We start from the raw sequence: 19,913 nt of genomic DNA, 5'->3' as shown, positions 1-19,913 counted from the left end.
CGTTCTTGCTAAGGAACGAAGGGCTTGGGTATTTTACGCAAGTTGCTTCTCAGCGGTTATTCACCCTTCTGAAGCAGCCTCAGCATTCTGTTGTTTGTGGTGAGGAAAAATCCGGTGCTGTTGTCATTCAGTACATTTCTGTATACTTCCAGAGACTTATAAAACTCATAGAACTGCGGATCCTTATTGTAAGCGCTGGCGTAAATATTGATTACCTCCGCATCAGTCTTACCCTTTATTTCCTCAACTTTGCGGTAAGCCTCGGCGATTATTATGGCTCTTTCCTTCTCGGTTGTTGCCTTGATAATCTGAGACTCTTCCATACCTTCGGAGCGGTACTGCTTGGCTATTCTGTTACGCTCCGCCTTCATACGCTCATACACCGCCTTTTCGTTCTGGGTGGGCAGGTCGGCGCGCTTGATGCGCACGTCATGTATGTCGATGCCGTATTCAAGGGCTTTCTCTCTTGAAAGCGTGGTCACATTAGCCATTATCATGCCTCTGTTGGTTTTGATAACGTCTATGAGATCATGCTTGCCGAGTTCGTTTCTCATTTCGGAGTAGATTATATCATCCAGCCTGTGGAAAGCGCTTCTGTAGTCTCTCACTGTGAGATAAAACTTAAGCGGGTCGGTTATCCTCCAGCGGCAGTAGTTGTCTATCACGAGAGCTTTTTTGTCCTTCGTGAGGATTTCCGATGAGCTTGCGTCATACTCTATAAGCTTCTTGGACATGAAAATAGCCTTCTGCACGAAGGGCATTTTGAAATACAGTCCCGGTGTGGAGTGGCTTTTCACAGGTTTTCCGAGCTGAGTGATCACCGCATGCTCCGTAACGTCCACAATTATGAACAGTGACTTGAACGCAACAATAACCGCAATGATGATTGCAGGAATCAGTAATTCTTTTTTCATTTCGCCAGACCTCCCTTTATTGTGTCAAGCCCGAGGAGAGGCGTGATATTTTCTATGCTGTCGTCAAAAATGTATTTCTGGTTACCTTTGAAAACCTCCGCCATTGTTTCAAAATACATTCTCTTCTTTGTAACGGACGGTGATTTTGAATAGCTGGCAAGGATCTGATTGAATCTGGATGTATCGCCCAGAGCCTGATCCACTTTTTCCTTTCTGTAGGCTTCCGCTGCCTGAATCATGGACTCCGCCTGACCTCTGGCTCTTGGAATAAGCTCATTTCTGTAAGCCTCGGCTTCATTAATGAATCTGTTTTTATCTTCCCTCGCGCTGGCAACATCTTTGAATGATTCCACAACCTCAACGGGGGGTTCAACATCCTGAAGCTGAACAGCGACAATAGTTACTCCGGTTTTATAGTAATCCAGCATATCCTGAAGGATTTTCTGGGTTTCGTTCTGGATTCTGCCTTTGCCAATGGTGAGGATGTCGTCGATCATTTCTCTGCCCGCAACCTCTCTGATGGCTGATTCCGCCGCGTCCTTGATTGTGATCTCAACATTGTTCACATTGTACAGATAACTTTCAATGTCGGTTATCCTGTACTGGAGGCTGAGCGCTATGCTCACAATGTTTTCATCACCTGTGAGCATGAGGGATTCCTTCGGAATTTCCTGATAGCCGCCGCGGGTTCCGGTTTTGAAGCCTATCTCAATCCTGTGAACCTGAGTTACCACTGCCTTGTCTATTGCTTCAAAAGGATAGGGCAGGTGATAGTGAGGACCTGCGGTAACTATGCGGTTAACAACACCGAAACGCTTGACAACCGCCTGCTCGTCCGCAGCGACAATGAAAAAGCCGCTCGCGAAATAGACCGCCACAATAATGAGACCGATAAACGATGCTCCGGGCAGCTTGATGTTGGGTTTTTTGATTTTGAAGTCAAACTTCTCATCACCCCACGGACTCCCGCCCGTTCCTTTGCCTTGTGAGTTCATTCATATCTCCTTTAATTTAATACACTGCTAAATGATGTTGAAAGTTTCATCAGTGAAATGTTCTCTAAAATAATCTTCTGATGACCGCAAATGCGCTCAATCTATGATTGCATAATATAACAAACAGATAAATAAAAAAAATTCCCTCAAAGCATTGAATTTCGCCCAAACTCTGATAAACTTAATCAGGATAGAGCTTAATGCCCTGTTCCTGCTGTTTTATTGAGTTTTTTTGGCAGCCTCTTTTTTGTTCATGAGTTAATTTTATACCGTCGGCAGCATTTTTTCAAGCCGCTGCGGTCTTAATCTTATAAACAAGCAGTTCGGAGGTAGAAATGGAGATTGGCAGAATAAGAAACGTGGCATTCATCTCCCACGGAGGTGCGGGTAAAACCAGTCTGGCGGAAGCTATTCTCTTCAACGCAGGCGCCGTGAGCCGTATCGGCAGTGTCGAAAACGGTACGAGCTTCATGGATTTTGATCCTGTTGAGATCAAGAGAAAGTTGTCAATCCACTCCAAAGTATCCTCCATAGAATGGAGCAAACACCTCATAAACATCGTTGACACTCCCGGCTATTCTAACTTTCTGCATGAAACCAAGGCAGCGGTGACGGCAGTGGGCGGTGCTGTGGTCATAGCCAGCGCCATTACAGGTGTAAAGGCTGAAACTCAGAGAGTGTGGCAGTATGCCGATGAAAACGATCTGGCGAAAATTGTCTTCGTAAACAAAATGGATAAGGACAGGGCGGATTTTTTCCGCGCTCTGGGCGATATAGAAAAATCCTTCAATGTTATTCCTCTGCCCATTTTCATACCCATAGGTAAAGAGGATGACTTCAAAGGGATTATTGACCTTGTTAAAATGAAGGCGTACATCTATCCGGCGGAACCCACCGCTCAGTTCAGGATAGAGGAAATTCCCGCTGAATATGCGGCGGAAGCGGAGAGATACAGGGGTAAGCTCCTTGAGGCTGTGAGCGAAACTGACGACGCTCTCATCGAAAAATTCCTTGAAGGCGAGGAACTCACGGATGAAGAAATAGAAAAAGGGCTCCGCGAGGGAACCATACGCAAGCAGTTCATTCCGGTGCTCTGCGGCTCAGCCGTTAAAAACATAGGCAGCAAGCTCCTTCTGGAAGCCATAATAAAATATCTGCCTTCACCCCTTGAGAGAGAATATAAAATCGCTAAAAATATTGACACGGGAGAAGACTTTGTTGCCGTTCCTGACGAGGCTGAGTTTTCCGCCTTTGTATTTAAAACGTTCATTGATCCTTTTGCCGGAAAGCTTTCTCTTATAAGGATTTTCTCCGGCGAAATGAAAAGCGATTCCGAGGTCTACAACACCGAAAAGGAAGAAAAGGAACGCATAGCTCAGCTTTACCTTCTTCAGGGCAAGAATCATATTAAGATTGACAAAGCCGTTGCAGGTCAGATAGTTATGGTAAATAAACTGAAATATACCGATACCTTCGACACTCTGTGCAGCGGCAGGAAGAAGGTTGTTTTTCCTAAGCCGGAGCTGAACGAACCTGTACTGGCTTACTCAATTGTGCCGAAATCCAAGGATGACGAGGATAAGGTTTCCTCCGGACTTCACCGTCTCATGGAAGAGGATATGGGGATCCGTGTTGAGCGTAATGAACAGACCGGACAGCAGCTTCTCAAAGGCATGGGGCAGATGCACATAGAAGTTGTAGCCGAAAGGCTCCAGAATAAGTTCGGTGTTCAGGTTGAGCTGAAAACGCCTAAGGTTCCTTATATGGAAACCATACGCAGCAAAGCCAAAGGGCAAGGAAAATATAAGAAGCAAAGCGGCGGCAGAGGTCAGTACGGCGATGTCTGGATAGAGATAGAGCCTATGCCCAGAGGCAGCGGTTTTGAGTTTGCAAACAACATAGTCGGCGGTGCTGTTCCGAAAAACTATATACCCGCAGTTGAAAAAGGTATATATGAAGCATCCAGAGAGGGCATTCTTGCGGGTTTTCCGCTGGTGGATTTCAGAGTGAGTCTGTATGACGGCTCCTATCACTCTGTGGATTCATCTGAGATGGCGTTTAAGATAGCAGGCTCAATGGCATTTAAAAAAGTCGCCGCCGAATGCAAGCCTGTTCTTCTGGAACCGATTATGAACCTTGACGTTTTCGTTCCTGATGATACAACTGGAGCAGTAATAGGCGACCTTAACTCCAGAAGAGGACGCATCGCGAATGTCGAACCTCAGGCAAACGGTCAGCACATACGTGCTGAAGTGCCTATGGCAGAGGTTTTGGCATATGCGCCGGATCTCAGAAGCATGACAGGCGGACACGGCATTTTCACCATGGAATTTTCCCGTTATGATGAAGTGCCCACCCACCTTATGGAGAAAATTATCGAGGAGCAGACAGGGGCTTAAGCTCCGTAAGATAAAGAATGAACGGAATAAATTTACTTAAATATCATGATAAAAGCTTTTCAGACATACACCGTCTGATGCACGGAGAGATAGAGGACGAGCTGTTCACGCAGCTTGTCCTTGTCCCCGCGCAGAATAAAACGAGTCATAAGCCGCGCAGGGTTCTGAGCCCTGTCTATGCGGCAGCTCTCCTTCTCACTCTCAGTGTGGGAGCGGTATCCTACTTTTATTACAATACAGGCGCGTCGCCTGCCGATCTCATAAAACCCGCCTCCGAAAAGAACACGGAATCCGGTGCGGCAGCTCAACCCAAAACCAGACTTGAAAGAGAGGGCTTCACTAAAATAGGTGAAATTATATTTCTTGATGAAAATGCCGAGGAAACAACGGTTGTTATAGAGTCAGACTATGTTCCTGAACCGGAACCGGAAGAAAACGCTACGGTTGGTCAGCCTGCTGTTGCTGTAAAATCTCTGGATGTAACCACTGAACCGCCTCCGAGAAAAACAGAAATTGCCAGAGGTACTTATGTCGCAGTCGGAAAAGCTGAGGGGCGCTCTCTCGGTGATATACCTTCTGTGAATGAAGCAAAGAAAACGGAAGCAAAACCTGCGGCGCTTCCGAAACCCGCAGAGGTCAAAAAAACGCCTGTGCCTGCCAAGCCTGCGGAAGTAAAAAAAGAAGCCGCTAAACCCGTTGAAACACCTAAACCAGCACCTGCGAAAATTGCCGCTGTTCCGGCGTCAATCCCTGAGAAAATTTACGGCATTGAGTTTGAAAATGTAAACTCGGCAAAAAGATATACGATCCTCGCCAATGCGGAGAGGGCAGGACTGAAGGGCACTGAAAAAACTGTTTCATCCTCCGAAATTACCGCTTGGAGGGTTTACAGACTTGTACCCGGCTCAAAAACGCAGATAGCCGGACGCGGTGTGGAGTTCGTTGCCGATCTGCCGGATAAAGAACAGGCAATAGAATTTGTGAAAAAAAATAATATACCTGCTGCAATTAAACAGGTAAAAATTGAAAATAGTGTATATAATATAACAGTTTGCTGTACGACTGCCGAAAAAGCGCGCAATTTCGTTTCCTACAATAAGGCGAATGCGGAAAGTACAAGACTGATACCTGCTTCAGATAAAAGTAATTGACTGTAAATAAAAGGCTATTATAATTTTGTCTATAAGGGAGGCTGTTATGACAAAAGCTGACATCGTCGAGACCGTACACGAAAAGCTTGGACTTACCAAGAAGGACATCTCCAAAGTAGTGGATGAGGTTTTTGACGCAATCAGGGAAAATATCCTTGAGAAAACCAACGTCAAAATTTCCGGCTTCGGCAACTTTGAAGTGAAAAAGAGAGGCAGAAGAATCGGCAGAAATCCTAAAACAGGCGTGGAAACAGTTATCGAACCCCGCACTGTAGTGGTTTTCAGACCCAGCCAGATTTTCAAAGACGAGGTAAATGACTGATAAGCTTTACTACAAGATAGGCGAAGTCTGCGAGATAACGGAACTTAAATCCTCCGTGCTGCGTTTCTGGGAGAAGGAATTTAAACAGCTGCGCCCTGTTAAGTCAGGAGGCGGACAGCGTTTTTATACCAAAAAACACCTTGATCTTATCTTTTCCCTGAAACGTATGCTTTATGAAGAAAAGCTGACCATTGAAGGTGTGCGCAGAAAGCTGAACAAGGTTCTGAATGAACCCGCTAAGCCGCAGATGCTTGTTTCAACTGCGTCTGCTTCACCTGAAGAGATTAAAAAAGAGCTTTTGGATATTCTTAATATCCTTAAAGATAAGTGACGGCAGCCTTACCCGATTAGGCTGCCGTATTCATCATGTTTTTTTAAAACATTCTCCGGAGTTCTCAGAACAATTACTGCGGCGCAATTACTTTTTTTTCAAGGAGTTGATATGCAGTCTGAATTGGGGTATAAGTACAATTCCTCATACGGTGCAATAAAATATGACATAAAAGGGGAAGGGCAGCCGCTCATCCTTGTACATGGAACACCGTGGTCATCATACAATTGGCGCAAAGTGATTCCTGCCCTGAGTCAGTGGTTTACTGTTTATTATTATGATTTGCCCGGGTACGGTCAGTCAGAAAAAAATATCGAAAACGTATCTTTAGGTATTCAGAATGATGCTTTGAAGGAGTTGATTGACTTCTGGAAGCTGGATAATCCTAAAATAGTCGGGCATGATTTCGGCGGTGCGACGGTGCTGAGGACGCATTTACTGAACAAGCAGCCGTTTCAGAAGATTTTGCTTATTGATCCGGTTGCCGTTTCACCGTGGGGGTCTCCGTTTTTCAGCCATGTCGCACACCATGAATCCGCTTTCGCGGATCTTCCGGGTAATATCCACGACGCGCTTTTGACGAGATACATTGAAGGAGCGACCTATACTCCAATGGACAGGGAAACGCTGCTGGAAATCAAGAAACCGTGGTCAGGAAAAGATGGACAGGCTGCTTTTTACCGTCAGATAGCACAGTCAGACAGGAAATATACCGACGAGGCTGAAGCGCTCTATCATGAAATTAAAGTTCCGGTGTTTTTGATTTGGGGAGAGGACGATCAGTGGATCCCCGTAGAAAGGGGCATTGAACTTCACCGCAGGATAAAATCTTCCGAATTTGTTACATTGCCGCAGACCGGTCATCTGGTTCAGGAAGACCAGCCTGCGCTTCTGGTTTCATATATACTCAAGTTTATGGAGATCTAGAATCCTTCTCCTGATTACTTACCCTGATTATCCGGTTTTGGCTGGGGTCTGGGCGGGATAGGCGGTCTGACTGTCTTCTTTTTCTGTGTCTGCCCCTGTACATTTATGCGTGATGAGAAAAGGTCAAGCTCTTTGAAAGCGTTTGTAACATTATCATCAAACTCAATATTTCTCACTTCGTTTCCGTCTATTGATATTGCCGCTCCGCCTTTGATGCTGAACTCTTTTACGTACTCCACAAACTCTTCGTTCTGTTCTTTCAGGTATCTCTCATAGTCGCTCATGGTTTCGTTCACGAAGCTGTTATACTCCTCCTGAACCTGTTCCACATATCTTTTAAATTCGCCTTCCACAGATGTGAATTCAAGCTCGCCTTCTTTGAGGTATACCTTGGCGGGAGCCGCGCCTATACCGTCAGGATTTGGTTCGACCTCAACAAGGAAAGTGGTTCCCTTGACACCTATTACTGTGGTCTGGAGCCCGATTTGAACTCCCTGAGCCTCATTTGTTTTGGTTATTTTGAAAACAACCTTACCCTCGGACGGAGAGTATTTTTTAAAATCATCTATGGTAAGGAGCGACTTTTCCAGCACCACTACTTTTGACTGGTCTCTGAAGTTAATAAACGCCTTGCTTTTACCGGAGGTTTTGATTCTGTCTCCTTTAAAAAGTCTGTGATTATTTTTTCTGAACAATTCGCCTCTTACTTCGTTCTCTTTGTAGATGTTGACTTTTCCTTCGGCGGAGGCTATTTCTCCGATGGAGACTTTGTCGATCGAAAAGGCGGTTGCCGTAATTGCCGCCAGAACTGTTATTAGGAGTAAAATCTTTTTCATGGCATATCTCCGCATGTGTTTAGATCGCTGATAATTTATATTACCTTATAAAACGGTTATCCAGTGAAATTTCCCTTTTTTCATGCAGACGAAGAATGTATTATTTTTTAAAAGTGGTACAATGATACAATAAGCCGGTTAATAACCTTATAGGAGGATTTATGAAAAGAATAATTTTGGCGGTTATGTTTGTTGCTTTAGTTGCCGTCGGCTGCGGAGGAAAAAGTGCCGAAGCGCCGAAAGTTATCGATCCCTGCTTTAACGGTGCTCCCGCATGGGTTCTCAGCCCTGAGCTTGAAGGCGGTCTTGCCGCTTCCGGTTCTGCGAAGGTAGGTCCCGCCGGAATGCAGTTCGCCAAAACGGAAGCCATGGCTGCCGGCAGAGATGAACTTGCGAGAATCATAAGCCTTAAAGTTCAGAATATGGTAAAAAACTTTACTCAGGTAACAGGCGTGGGCGATGCCCAGACGGTTGACAAGGTTTCCTCTCAGGTTTCCAAACAGGTTGCCAATGAGACTCTTAACGGCTCCAGACAGAAAAATATCTGGCAGTCACCCTGCGGAGACCTCTGGATACTTGTAGTTCTTGACCCTGCTGTTGTTAAAGAGCAGGCTAAACAGGCTGTTCAGACCAGCTACAAAAATGATCAGGCTCTCTGGCAGCAGTTTCAGGCTAAAAAAGCCTACGAAGAGCTCGATAAAGAAATCGCAAAGGAATTCGGACAGTAAAATTTACGGGGGCGTTTTAGGCGCCCCCTTTGTTTAATTCATCACAGCCGCCCTCTTTAAAGTCTTTAAAGGGGGATTTCTGCTATAGGGACACTTTTATGAAACAAACCTCAAAAGCCACTGTCTTTATTATATTACTGATCTTTGTATGTGCCTGCGCTGCGCAGACTGTTTCGGCTCCTGAGCCTGTGCATAAACCGGAATGGCTGTGGAAACCGTCTGACGGCGGCAAAATAGGCGGCGTGGGCATAGCCAAGGAGCATATCCACGGTCTTGACGCGCAGCGTAAACTGGCAGTTTCCAGAGCGATTGACTCCATAGCGGCGCAGCTCGGTGTGCAGGTGCAGAACGTCACAGTGCTGGAGTCGCACGCAACATCCTCAGGCAGTTCTTCCACAACTATAGACTCCTACAGCATACACACTGTGCAGGGGAATACTGTTAAGGCTGCGGTAAGGGAATTTTGGACAGATGTGCAGACCGGTGAACTTTATGTATGGATGGTGCTTGAATAATGAAAAAATTTTTCTGCCTTGCTCTTGTTATGCTCTTTGCCTCTTTCTCCTTCGCCGAAGGATTTGACGACTTTAAGGAGAGCATGGACAGCGGTTTCAGTGACGAGAAAAAAAGCTTCGACACATACAAAGAGGAGCTGGAAAAAGAATTTACTGAGTATAAACGCATAGTTAACGAGGAATACGAAGCCTATAAAAATGAAATCCTCTCTCAATGGAAAGAGGCGGAAATGAGCACCCCTACCAAATGGGTGGAGTACACAAACGGTCTGAAAGAGAAAAAGGTAGTGGATTTTGAAAACGGTACCTACCGTCTTGAGGTTATCGGCAGAGATTACGAACAGGCTGAGAGAGACCTTGACGCCCTGATGAGAGACATGCTCGGTGTAGATAAGGCGACTGCCTTTCAGAGAGACATCCCTTCGCGGAAGACCGATGAAAAGGCTCGTGAGAAGCTTAAAAACATAGCCACGGGCACTGTCGGAAATGAAAGCGTCATAGGCAGCGCCGTAACCGGAAAGGAGAATCCCACAAAAAAGGACATCGACAGCGCCGCAGAGAAGCTTAAGGAAAATGCTTCTGTTAAAACCGAACCCTCAAAAACGGGTGAGACTGTCTTTGTTATGCAGGGCAAGCTGCCGCCTGAAACATACCGAAAAAGGGCTGAGGAGCTTAACCCCTCTGTTCAGAAATACGCAAAGGAATTTAAGATACAGCCTTCACTGGTTTTTTCCGTTATACAGACCGAAAGCGCATTCAACCCTGTAGCGCAGTCCCACATACCGGCTTACGGACTTATGCAGATTGTTCCCGCGTCCGCAGGAAAGGACGTGGCGCAGCTTCTTATGGGCAAACCGCTGATACTGACACCTTCATACCTGTTTAACACTGATAACAACATAAGGGCAGGAACAGCTTACCTTCATATCCTCTATTACAGATACCTCAAGGCTGTAAATCACCCCGAAAGCAGATTCTACTGCTCCATAGCGGCTTACAACACCGGCTCAGGGAATGTGGCTTCGGCTTTCAACGGGCGCAGCGCAGGTAAAAACAGATATAATGTAACAACGGCGGCGGGAATAATAAACAGCATGACGCCTTCAGAGGTGTATGACTATCTCCGTGTCCGGCTGGATTATGATGAAGCGAGAAGATATATAGTAAAAGTTACGGGCACACTGCCTTCGTACAGATATTTCGATTAAACCTCAGGAGGCTTTTATGATTAAGACAATTGCAGCAGCGGCGGCTTCACTTGCGCTGGCGGGGTGTATGGCTTCCAAGACGGAGGCTCCCAAACCTGCCGCGCATAATACAAAACAGATTCAGCAGACAAGAGCGGACAACGCCTTCAATGAGCTTGAAAAAGAGGTCAGCGGTCAGGGCACAGGACTTGAGGGGATGGAAAAACCTGTTCAGGTTCCCGCTCCCTCTGCTGAAAAGGCTCCGGCTATTCCCAAGCCTGAATATGCGAACAGACCGGTGGATAAGGATAACCTTGGTCCAGTGACAAAATATCCTATTCAGAACGGTTTTCCTGTCTGGTTCGCGACCCCGAATATGGACGGCTATATCGGAGCGGTGGGAATAGCCAAGCAGCAGGCGAGGGGCGGCATAGCGGCACAGCGCAGAACAGCCAAGGCGCTTGCCCAGAATGACCTTGCGAGAAGCATAAGGGTTATAGTCAACGCAGAAGTTAATATCGAAAAGCTGAATGTGGATACTCAGACTCTTAAATACTATCAGAGTAAAGTTTCCACCCTCTCCCGTCATCAGGCGGAAGAGGTTTTAAGTGATTTTGAAATCCGTGATGAATGGCTGGATCCGAAAACAAAGGAGCTTTATGTTTGGCTTGTGCTCAGAAAATAAGTTGCCCTTAGGCAAATAATCATGTAAGCATTCACTGTTATTTGTCTTTTTTATATTTTACAGTTAATGTTTTCCTCTGTGATTACGATAATAAAAATGGAACAGGTCTGTACCTGTTCCGTTATTGTAAGTTTAATGATATTATATTAATGAAAGTATACTTTCAGTTTTGTGAGGGGGTATGATGAAAATACACACTGAGGATTACGGTCAGTTTAAAGTTCTGAAAGTCGCCGGTAAGGTTGACATACTCACTTCCTCCGAGATCAGAGCTAAGCTTGCCGATGTTGCCCGGGCGAGGATAAGCGTGCTCGTGGTTGACCTTGATAAAGTTGTGTATATGGATTCATCCGGTCTCGCCACGTTCCTTGAGGGGCTTAAAAGCATGAAGGAATACGGCGGTGTTCTGCGTCTTGTTAATGTGCCCGAGAGAATAGACAAGGTGCTTAAGCTGATGAAGCTTGATCAGGTCTTCGAGGTGTATGACTCAGTTGATGAAGCCTCCAGAGGAAAATAATAAATCCGCTCTGAATAAAACGTTTTAACAGTTTTCTAATACTGAAAAGCCGCTTCAAACGAAGCGGCTTTTATTTTGATGAGTGAGGGGGCTGTTATTCGTCTTCGGAAACGTCAGTTTTCCAGCCGGAGAAGATGGAGCTTATATCTCCCGCACGGGTTCTGAAATCCACAAGGGCAGCCGCGTAAAGGTGCACTACAAGGAAGGTTGCTATGAGGAACACAACGAAGTAGTGAATCATTCTGATATACTGCACATTGCCTATGTAGCTGAACCAGCTCAGCATACCGTAAAGCGTCCCGTTAGGATCATTCAGAGACCAGAGATAGAAGCCGCTGAGTATCTGGAAGAAGAATATGAGGAACACCGCAAGGTAGGCGTACTGCGCCATAGGGTTGTGGGTGATTATATGTTTCGGGTTCTTTTCAAGGAACGTATAATATTTGAAATACTGTATTATCAGTCCCCTGTCTTTTTTGTTGAAAGGATTGTAAAAGGTGCGCCAGTTGGCGTACTCGTTTCCTATGAGCACATAAGCAATCCTCAAAAGAACGCTGAATGTGAAAACCATGCCTGTGACAAAATGGACAAAACGCATCTGTCCCATGACGTAGGGCTCTGTAAGCGCATTGTCATAGGTGAAGAAAGGGAAGTGGATGTAAAGCCCTGTGCTGATAAGAATGGTGATACAGATTACATTGAGCCAGTGACTGAACCTGACGGGCATCTGCCATACATAAATGAAACCTTTTGCAGGACAAAGATGCCGCATTTCTGCGGTAAGTTTGGGAGTCATAGCAACCTCCGGAAAAGTCTTATGAACTAATGATACAACTCTTCATAATCCATGTCCAGTCGAATAAGCGTCTTATTATGAAAATCCGCTCATTTACCAGATGCTTTTAATCCTGTGAAACATGAGATAGAAACACTTGTCGCCAGATGTTTTATTTATGCCCGCTTCTCCAGATCCGGAAGAATATCACGGAGAAAAATCTTAACGCTTACGAGGTCTGAGCCCTCAAGCTTGCGGAGAATTTCGTAGTATTTTTCTTCAAAAGGCGATTTATTGCCGAGGTTTTTTTCATAGAGACATTCAAGGACGGCGTCTATATTATCGGCGTATTTCAGTATCCGTCCCTCAAGCGTGGCGTCCTTGCCGTCGAAGAGTATATCCCTGAAAACCTCTTTATACTGCTCATTGAACGAGCTGAGGAGCATGTCTTCCGCTATGAGAACCTCAATCTCCTCAACCATATGCTTCATCTTTTCAGTCCTGTGCTTCACATGGCTGAGAATATCCCCCGTGAAGGCTTCGGAAACATCATGATTCAGCGCTTTTTTATAGAGCCTGCCCCAGTCCACCTTATTTCCGGCGTTCTCCTCCATGATACCCAGAAGCTGGGCTATCTGCGCCACAGAGAAAGAGTGTTCTGCAACGGAAGCCCGTCTGTGCATGAAATCGCTTGCCCAGCGACCTATGTTGTTAAGCTTTTTGACTGATAAAAGATAATCGGCTATACTCATTATTCACCTTTTAGAAAACCCGGAACCCTATAATACTATGCAGCGCACCCGCTGTACAGGTATAATGACGCAATCAATTCTCTTTACAGAGGATATGACATGGAATATCCTTTATTAAAAATTACAGCGGAAGATAATGAGCGAAAAAGAAATAAAATGCCTTACCTGTGTGCATCTGAGAAAAATTAAGATGGCGGAGCTGAAGGATTCATGGAAAATGCGCTGTGCGCTTACCGGAAGATTCATGAAGGAAGCTAAAACCAGATGCAGGGATTATGAATCCGAAACATGGGAACGTTTTGTCGAAGAAGACGAAAAATAGGAGGAATCAATGCTTTTTGAGTATTCAAATAAAACTATCAAATCGATCAGGGTAAAAATTACGGATAAGCCCGGCTATCTCGGAAGGCTCACATCACTTGTGGGCGAAATGGACGGCATGTTCGGTGAAATTAAGTCAGTCCACATAGGAAAAGGCTATAAAATCCGCGATCTCGATGTTTATACAGACGGCGAGGAGCAGCTCAAGGCTATACTCAAAGAAGTGGAAAAGCTTGAAGGCATAGAGATAATCGCCGTAAAAGACATAGTGGAGGAGTACCATCAGGGCGGCAAGTTCAAGATTGTGCCTACTGTACCTGTTGAAACGATAGATGATCTTAAAATTGTCTACACTCCCGGCGTGGCGTCCATATGCAAGCAGATAGCCGCCGATAAGTCTCTTGCCAATCAATTCACCACCATTCCCAACAATGTGGCTATAGTCACCAACGGAACAGCCATACTCGGTCTCGGGGATATAGGCGCTGTGGCAGGTATGCCCGTTATGGAGGGCAAGGCGCTTCTTTTCAGCTGCCTTGCCGATATAAACGGCATACCGATACTCATTGAATCCCACGATTCCGAGGTGATCATCGAAACAGTGAAAAACATTGCTCCCACATTCGGAGCGATAAAGCTTGAGGATATAAAGGCGCCGGAATGCTTCGAGATAGAATCAAGACTCCAGAGCATGCTTAATATTCCGGTTATGCACGACGACCAGCACGGAACGGCTGTGGTTGTTCTGGCAGCGCTCCTCAATATTGCCAAATACACCTTCATAAACCTTCATCAGTCCAGCGTGGGGTTCATTGGTCTCGGCGCAGCCGGAACAGGGATATTCAAGCTGCTTAAGGCATACGGCGTCACCAAGCTTATAGGAACGGATCTCAACGCGGACGCGAAGAAGCTTTTTTCCGAACTCGGGGGTACTCCCACAGACCTTAACGGCGTTATGAAAGACTCCAAAATAGTCATTGCCACAACAGGCTGCCCTGAGCTTATAAAGCCTGAAATGATCCAGTCCGGACAGGTTATACTCGCCCTTTCCAACCCTAACCCGGAGATAGACCCTGAACTGGCAGTGAAATCCGGCGCCATATTCGCTGCGGACGGTAAATCCGTGAACAATGCTCTTGCATTTCCCGGGCTTTTCAAGGGGGCTCTTTCATCCAAGGCAAGATATATCAACGACCGTATGAAGATAGCCGCAGCCAAAACCATAGCTTCTTTTGCTCTGGAGGGCGACCTTGTTCCGAATATTCTGAACAGAAAAGTGCATGACGCTGTGGCTCTTGCCGTTGAGCAGGAGGCTTTCAAGTCAGGTGCTGCGGTTAATCCGGAGTAGGGGGCATGCGCAGATTGTTCATTTCCGTTTTTCTGACTTCTGTTTTCCTCTCCGGCTGCTCAATGACACGTGAGTTCGGAGACAGCTTCAGGAAAGAATACAACAACGCAAAACCGGAAGCAAAGCAGCAGTGGAAGGATACAAAGGAGGGAGCGAAAGAGCTCCCTTCCGATGCTAAGGATGCCGCGGTTAAGTTTAAGGACGGAACCGCGGATGTTTATGGGGGAGTAAAGGAAGACATCAAAAAAATTGACTGACGTCTCACTTTTCTCTTAAAGCCTTGATGCTATTTCTTGATTTCTTCAGGCATTATTCCCGTTATCAGCGCGCCCCAGTGTTTTCCTTTCACATATATGGGCATTGAGATGTCGTTGAACACCTCTCCGGTGTCTCTTATAACAGTTTGAAGGAGTATGGGTTTCTGGTTCTGGGCGCGTTTTTTCTCAGCCTGAGTTCCGAAGTATATTTTCATGTGGCGGCTGAATTTAAGATCTGTATTCTTATTGCCTGTCAGTTCTTTGGAAAACTCAGAATGATGAACAGGCAGATAACCCTTTTTGTTTACCGGAACAGAGTAAATAAGCTGGGGCATTCTGCGGAGGATGCTGTCCAGCCTGCTCTGAATCTCGCTTTTGAGAGCATTTCTGTATGACACGTCGTATTTTTGAGGATAGGTATTTTTAACTGCCGAATAACTTTCATCAAAAATATTGACGCCTTTCTCGGAGAGCTTCTCAAGGCTGCTCTGGATCTCGTCTCTGAAAGCGGCAAGCTCAACGGTTATTTTTTCAAATTCTCCCCTGCCGGTTTTGAATGTTGCCATGATCTCCTGAAGCTCTTCCGCCTCATCACGCAGAGTGTTGGTGCTGCTTCTGGTTTCTGTCATCATATGCGCAACCTGATTACTTAGTTCGCGTATGCTGACTATATTTTCGTGCACTTCGCTGTTTGTTACCGAAAGCTCCTCGATGGCGGACGCTATGGTCATAAGCTGAGTGTTGTTTCTTTCAAAGTCGTTGACCATGGTTATGAATTTAGTCGCGGATTCAGTGACTACATTTTTGGTATTGTCTGTATAGCTGACAATGACTTCTGTTTCTTTCTCTGTGTTTTTGACCAGATTTATCATGTCACTGACGTTATGCTCAATTTCGTCTGTAGCGTCTTTAACTCTTTCGGCGAGCTTGCGCACCTCGTCAGCGACCACCGCGAATCCGCGTCCGTGCTCTCCCGCTCTGGCTGCTTCTATTGCGGCATTGAGCGCCAGCAGGTTGGTCTGCTCTGATATATCCTTAATGAGCGATATGATCTGCTTAATGTTTGCCGAGTTATTGGAAAGGGCATCAACCGTATTGCCGAAGGTTCCCAGCATGGAGCCCACCTGCGATATTTCCTCGCTTGCTTCTTCAAGCCTTATGGAGATGTTTTTGGCGCTCTCAAGGTTTGTTGTGGTGGATGAGGATATTTCCTGAGAGTTAACGGCTATCTCATTTATCGCTGTGGTTGACTGCTCGCTGGCGGTGAATATCAGCTCCGCCATCTCACTTTGCCTGTTTATGCTTTCAGACGCAAAATCTACCGCTTTGCTGACTTTTTCGCCGCCTATGGCGACCTCTATGCCTATGTTTCGGGATACACAGATATTCCTGCGAAGGTGGTCCATGAATGAATCATAGCTTTCCGCCATCTGTCTGAATTCATCATAGCTCATTTTAGGCAGTGAACAGGATATATCGCTGGAATTGGTATCAGTGCTTTCAAAGACATGGATCATCGCTTTCACCGGTCTGATGAACAGATGTCGCATGAAGAAAATGATGAACGCGCCGGAGGCGACGCTCAGACAGAGCGTGACAGCAATGATAATGAGTGAACCGTTAAGAAAAGACTCCACCTCCGGTCTGCCGGAGGTGGCGGAGAACGATTTTTCTCTTATGTACAGTACTGCCACAGTGATTATATTAAGGAGAACAAGGAACCCCACATTACCAATGATTTTTTTGGAAATTGAATCAAAAAAGTGTTTTTCAAGATATTCATAGATCTTCATAAACATAAGAACCACCTGACAATAAAAGTTTCAGATATTAAAGGTTATACAAGGCACGGCTGTCAAGATATTCTTTTTAAACAACATAACTTTACAACCTTTACAAATGTTCATTTAATTCTTTGCATATATCAGTTCCACGAAAGAGTTAAACTCACACAGCTGATATGTTTCAGATATATATGACATTATCGACAGTGATTTTTAAAATCTTAGCTGAGACTATCACTTTTCCTATATCATATATAATTACATAATTCTGATTATCCGAAAAGATTTATTTTTTACTGTTTAGCCCTCTGAATGGTTAAAAAGAAAAAAAATTGTACAAAAGTACAATACAGTATAAAATATTAATGAATAAGCAAATAACACTGCTTCACACTGCTGTTTCAAGCATTTCACCTTCTTGTTGAGAATAGTTTCTGTTTGCATCCTTGAATAAGAGTGGTAATATTTAAATGTCATTATTGCGTACACCAATATCAGGAGTGTTAGTATGTGCTTATTTAATAGCTTAAAGAGGAAACTTCTCTTAGTCGCGGCTCTGTTTTCTCTGTTATGCACGGCAGGAGTTATCCCCACTGCATATGCAGATGATAGCCTGTCACCAATGCAGTCCGAGACTGCTCAGTTCATGCCTCTGCAGGAGGTGCTTAAGGATATTGTTAAAACAAACCCCGAAATCCTTGAAGCGATGAAAAGGTACCAAACAGTAAAATCTGAGCTCGGTATGGCAAAAAGCGGTTATAAGCCTAATATCAGCGCCGAAGCAAGCATTGGTCCGGAAGTCACCAAAGGCTACGACACCAACTATGAAAGTGAAGACCTTATAGCAAGAAGGGCAGGCATATACGCGCGCCAGAATCTTTTTAACGGTATGCACACATCAAGCTATGTTAAGGAAACCGAAGCCCGCACAAAAGCGGCAGCCTATGATGTGCTGAACACTGCAAACAGAGTATTCCTTGAAGCTTCTGAAGCCTATCTGGAAGTTCTGAAAACGGCTGAGCTGGTTGAACTTGCCAGACAGAACGTTCTTACTCAGGCGCAGATCCTCAAGCAGATAAAAGAAAAAACAGACTCAGGCTTCGGCAGAGCTTCAGACCACTCCAACTCTGAATCACGCTTCGCCCTCGCCAGAAGCAACTTCATCTCTCAGCAGCAGGATCTTAATCAGGCAATCGTGAAGTTCCACAGGCAGTTCGGGCGCATTCTCAGACCCGAAGCGTTTGTAATCCCCGAACCCGAAGGGACTCTTCCCGCTACAAAAGAAGAAGCTGTTGACATGGCTCTGCATGTTCACCCTGCGCTCCGTGTTGCGAACTACAACATAGAAGTAAGGAAACACACTCTTGCAAAAGATAAATCATCCTATTGGCCTTCACTCGATCTTGAGCTTCAGGCGGAGCACAGCAACGATGTGGGCGGTGATGACGGCTGGACAAACAACGCAGGAGCTTTCCTGAAACTCAGCTACACTCTCTATGACGGCGGCATAAGAAAAGCCCGCAAGGCAGGCAATTATGAAACTATGCTGAAGGAATACCAGAGAAGCTACATTGAACGCAGAAATGTCAATGAAACTGTCGGTCTCGCATGGAACATTTTCATGGCTGAACAGACAAAGAAAGTGTTTCTCACTGAACACGTTGACATGAGTGAAAAAACACTTGTCGAATTCAAAGAGGAATACCACCTCGGCAGGAGAACACTGCTTGAGCTGCTGGATATTGAAACAGAGTACTTTACTGCGCAGAACTCTTTTGTTCAGTCAAAATATTCTTTCCTTGCAGCTTATTACAGACTCTCTCAGGCAACAGGAATGCTGCTTAACGAGTTTGAAACAGGTCTCTTTGATAAAGTTGAGCTTAATGGCTACAAAGACGAGTTTGACTACGCTCTCTACAGAAAACTCGGTGAAGACAGGGATAAAGACACAGTGAAAGACACGGGCGACCAATGCGACAACTCGCTTATGGGCACCGATACTCTTCCATGGGGATGCTTTGATAAGAAAACCCTTGAGGTTGGCTACAATGTTCCCGAAAAAATAGACCCCTATATTCTCCCGAAAGAAGAGAGGGTATCTGTAAAAGAACAGAAGGTTCTTGCCATTGACGAATCGAAGAAAGAGCAGTCCTTCCATCTGGATATAATCAACTTCAACTTCGACTCAGCAGAACTCACACCCGAAGCGCATGAGTATCTTAAAACCATAGCCGGACAGCTCAAGTCACTCAGCAGCTACAAACTTGAAATAGTCGGTCACACCGATATTTCCGGTACAAGAAGATATAACCAGCAACTTTCCCAGAAAAGGGCAGAAACTGTTGTGAACGAGCTTGCAAACCTCGGAGTCGATAAAGAGATAATGACTTCCTACGGTAAAGGAAGCTCAAGTCCTCTCGTGAGCAACCAGACTCTTGAGGGAAGACAGAAAAACAGACGAATAGAGTTTAAGCTTATCAGAAACTGATGCTATACTGAGTAATGATAAACCTTAAACAAATAATGCTTATATCATCCGCAGCAGCGATACTTTATGTCGCTGCTGCGGTTTCGTCTGAAACGTTTTACATTCCGGAAGATGCCTTGAACGCCTTCAAGAGCCGGTACGGCATGCAGGCTGATAAAAGGCTTACCGGACTTCTGAATCTTATGAATGAACTTGTGTCCTCAGATGAGGACACTAAAATTATTGAGGTCAATAAATTCTTTAACCAGATCGAATACCGTTCGGATGCGCTGGCATGGGGCAAAAGCGATTATTGGGCAAGCAGACTGGAGTTTTTAGGGAAGGGGATGGGAGACTGCGAAGATTATGCTGTGGCAAAATTTCTTACGCTCATTCAGCTGGGCGTTCCGCAGGAAAAACTGTTCCTTACCTATGTAAAAGCCATAGGTTATGCAGAGGTAGCGCACATGGTCGTATCTTATTACCCCAAAAACGGCGCCGTTCCGCTTGTTCTTGACAACTACAACAAGCAGATTCTGCCCGCCACACAAAGAAATGATCTTGTGCCTGTTTACAGTTTCACTGCTAACGATCTCTACATACAGAAACAGCAGGGTCTCGGAAAGAGAGTAAACCCCTCTTCATCCAAGAATTTGCAGAAGCTGAAGGAAATCGATCTTGAAATATATAAGAGGTAAATAA

21 protein-coding genes are annotated in these 19,913 nt (G+C 45.3%); 15 read left to right on the top strand and 6 right to left on the bottom strand.

Annotation, left to right across the window (positions count from 1 at the left end):
* Window positions 1-56: 56 nt before the first annotated feature.
* Both hflC and hflK read right to left on the bottom strand, forming a co-directional pair.
* Window positions 57-914, bottom strand: coding sequence for a protease modulator HflC (gene hflC / locus EP073_RS08035; protein WP_128466637.1), 858 nt, complete (start codon window positions 912-914; stop codon window positions 57-59).
* Window positions 911-1,909: an FtsH protease activity modulator HflK gene (gene hflK, locus EP073_RS08030; RefSeq protein WP_128466636.1), complete on the bottom strand. Its 999-nt coding sequence runs from the start codon at window positions 1,907-1,909 to the stop codon at window positions 911-913. Before hflK ends, hflC begins: the two co-directional genes overlap by 4 nt.
* A 335-nt stretch (window positions 1,910-2,244) precedes the next feature.
* Here hflK and fusA point away from each other — a divergent pair, with 335 nt between their 5' ends.
* From fusA to EP073_RS08005, 5 genes are all read left to right on the top strand, one after another.
* The gene (gene fusA, locus EP073_RS08025) at window positions 2,245-4,308 is read left to right on the top strand and encodes an elongation factor G (protein ID WP_128466635.1); all 2,064 of its coding nucleotides are present in this window, start codon (window positions 2,245-2,247) and stop codon (window positions 4,306-4,308) included.
* Between the two features lie 17 nt (window positions 4,309-4,325).
* Entirely contained in the window at window positions 4,326-5,459 is a 1,134-nt protein-coding gene (locus EP073_RS08020) for an NADH-quinone oxidoreductase subunit E (protein WP_128466634.1), read from the top strand.
* Between the two features lie 46 nt (window positions 5,460-5,505).
* Complete coding sequence (locus EP073_RS08015; RefSeq protein WP_128466633.1) at window positions 5,506-5,781, top strand: integration host factor subunit alpha; 276 nt, start codon at window positions 5,506-5,508, stop codon at window positions 5,779-5,781.
* The gene (locus EP073_RS08010; RefSeq protein WP_128466632.1) at window positions 5,774-6,112 is read left to right on the top strand and encodes a MerR family transcriptional regulator; all 339 of its coding nucleotides are present in this window, start codon (window positions 5,774-5,776) and stop codon (window positions 6,110-6,112) included. Before EP073_RS08015 ends, EP073_RS08010 begins: the two co-directional genes overlap by 8 nt.
* 111 nt (window positions 6,113-6,223) lie before the next feature.
* Window positions 6,224-7,039 (top strand): alpha/beta fold hydrolase, encoded by an 816-nt coding sequence (locus EP073_RS08005; protein ID WP_128466631.1) that lies wholly within the window; start codon window positions 6,224-6,226, stop codon window positions 7,037-7,039.
* Window positions 7,040-7,053: 14 nt separating this feature from the next.
* Here the strand turns inward: EP073_RS08005 and EP073_RS08000 are convergent, their stop codons facing one another.
* Window positions 7,054-7,875 carry a FecR domain-containing protein gene (locus EP073_RS08000; protein ID WP_164885314.1) on the bottom strand — a complete coding sequence of 274 codons (822 nt, stop codon included), beginning with the start codon at window positions 7,873-7,875 and terminating at the stop codon, window positions 7,054-7,056.
* 161 nt (window positions 7,876-8,036) lie between these two features.
* Here EP073_RS08000 and EP073_RS07995 point away from each other — a divergent pair, with 161 nt between their 5' ends.
* The 5 genes from EP073_RS07995 (at window position 8,037) to EP073_RS07975 (ending at window position 11,507) form a co-directional block, all read left to right on the top strand.
* Window positions 8,037-8,603 carry an LPP20 family lipoprotein gene (locus tag EP073_RS07995; RefSeq protein WP_128466629.1) on the top strand — a complete coding sequence of 189 codons (567 nt, stop codon included), beginning with the start codon at window positions 8,037-8,039 and terminating at the stop codon, window positions 8,601-8,603.
* A gap of 98 nt (window positions 8,604-8,701) precedes the next feature.
* Window positions 8,702-9,118 carry a hypothetical protein gene (locus EP073_RS07990; protein WP_128466628.1) on the top strand — a complete coding sequence of 139 codons (417 nt, stop codon included), beginning with the start codon at window positions 8,702-8,704 and terminating at the stop codon, window positions 9,116-9,118.
* Window positions 9,118-10,326, top strand: a complete 1,209-nt coding sequence (locus EP073_RS07985; RefSeq protein WP_128466627.1) for a transglycosylase SLT domain-containing protein — start codon at window positions 9,118-9,120, stop codon at window positions 10,324-10,326. The genes EP073_RS07990 and EP073_RS07985 overlap by 1 nt, the downstream gene beginning before the upstream one ends.
* 16 nt (window positions 10,327-10,342) lie before the next feature.
* The gene (locus tag EP073_RS07980; protein WP_128466626.1) at window positions 10,343-10,990 is read left to right on the top strand and encodes an LPP20 family lipoprotein; all 648 of its coding nucleotides are present in this window, start codon (window positions 10,343-10,345) and stop codon (window positions 10,988-10,990) included.
* A 181-nt stretch (window positions 10,991-11,171) separates the two neighbouring features.
* Window positions 11,172-11,507 (top strand): STAS domain-containing protein, encoded by a 336-nt coding sequence (locus tag EP073_RS07975; RefSeq protein ID WP_128466625.1) that lies wholly within the window; start codon window positions 11,172-11,174, stop codon window positions 11,505-11,507.
* A 94-nt stretch (window positions 11,508-11,601) separates the two neighbouring features.
* Here EP073_RS07975 and cybH read toward each other — a convergent pair whose 3' ends face one another.
* Together cybH and EP073_RS07965 are read right to left on the bottom strand one after the other, a co-directional pair.
* Window positions 11,602-12,303 carry a Ni/Fe-hydrogenase, b-type cytochrome subunit gene (cybH, locus tag EP073_RS07970; protein WP_128466624.1) on the bottom strand — a complete coding sequence of 234 codons (702 nt, stop codon included), beginning with the start codon at window positions 12,301-12,303 and terminating at the stop codon, window positions 11,602-11,604.
* A gap of 155 nt (window positions 12,304-12,458) precedes the next feature.
* The gene (locus tag EP073_RS07965; RefSeq protein ID WP_128466623.1) at window positions 12,459-13,034 is read right to left on the bottom strand and encodes an HD domain-containing protein; all 576 of its coding nucleotides are present in this window, start codon (window positions 13,032-13,034) and stop codon (window positions 12,459-12,461) included.
* A gap of 136 nt (window positions 13,035-13,170) precedes the next feature.
* Here EP073_RS07965 and EP073_RS07960 point away from each other — a divergent pair, with 136 nt between their 5' ends.
* Genes EP073_RS07960 through EP073_RS07950 form a run of 3 tightly spaced genes read left to right on the top strand, consistent with a single transcriptional unit; the run spans window position 13,171 to window position 14,960 of the window.
* Window positions 13,171-13,356 (top strand): hypothetical protein, encoded by a 186-nt coding sequence (locus EP073_RS07960; RefSeq protein ID WP_128466622.1) that lies wholly within the window; start codon window positions 13,171-13,173, stop codon window positions 13,354-13,356.
* A 9-nt stretch (window positions 13,357-13,365) separates the two neighbouring features.
* The gene (locus EP073_RS07955; protein WP_128466621.1) at window positions 13,366-14,703 is read left to right on the top strand and encodes an NAD-dependent malic enzyme; all 1,338 of its coding nucleotides are present in this window, start codon (window positions 13,366-13,368) and stop codon (window positions 14,701-14,703) included.
* A 5-nt stretch (window positions 14,704-14,708) separates the two neighbouring features.
* Window positions 14,709-14,960: a hypothetical protein gene (locus EP073_RS07950; RefSeq protein ID WP_128466620.1), complete on the top strand. Its 252-nt coding sequence runs from the start codon at window positions 14,709-14,711 to the stop codon at window positions 14,958-14,960.
* Window positions 14,961-14,989: 29 nt separating this feature from the next.
* Here the strand turns inward: EP073_RS07950 and EP073_RS07945 are convergent, their stop codons facing one another.
* On the bottom strand, window positions 14,990-16,753 hold the full coding sequence (locus EP073_RS07945) for a methyl-accepting chemotaxis protein (RefSeq protein ID WP_164885313.1): 1,764 nt from the start codon (window positions 16,751-16,753) through the stop codon (window positions 14,990-14,992).
* A 613-nt stretch (window positions 16,754-17,366) separates the two neighbouring features.
* On the opposite strand from EP073_RS07945, the gene EP073_RS07940 reads away from it, so the two are divergent.
* Both EP073_RS07940 and EP073_RS07935 read left to right on the top strand, forming a co-directional pair.
* A complete protein-coding gene (locus tag EP073_RS07940; protein ID WP_164885312.1) occupies window positions 17,367-19,232 on the top strand; it encodes a TolC family outer membrane protein in 1,866 nt (621 codons plus the stop codon).
* Window positions 19,233-19,348: 116 nt separating this feature from the next.
* On the top strand, window positions 19,349-19,909 hold the full coding sequence (locus tag EP073_RS07935) for a transglutaminase-like cysteine peptidase (RefSeq protein ID WP_241653979.1): 561 nt from the start codon (window positions 19,349-19,351) through the stop codon (window positions 19,907-19,909).
* Window positions 19,910-19,913: the final 4 nt, after the last annotated feature.

This window comes from Geovibrio thiophilus, assembly GCF_004087915.1.
GTDB lineage: Bacteria > Chrysiogenota > Deferribacteres > Deferribacterales > Geovibrionaceae > Geovibrio > Geovibrio thiophilus.
This window is presented reverse-complemented; position numbering and strand designations above follow the sequence as displayed.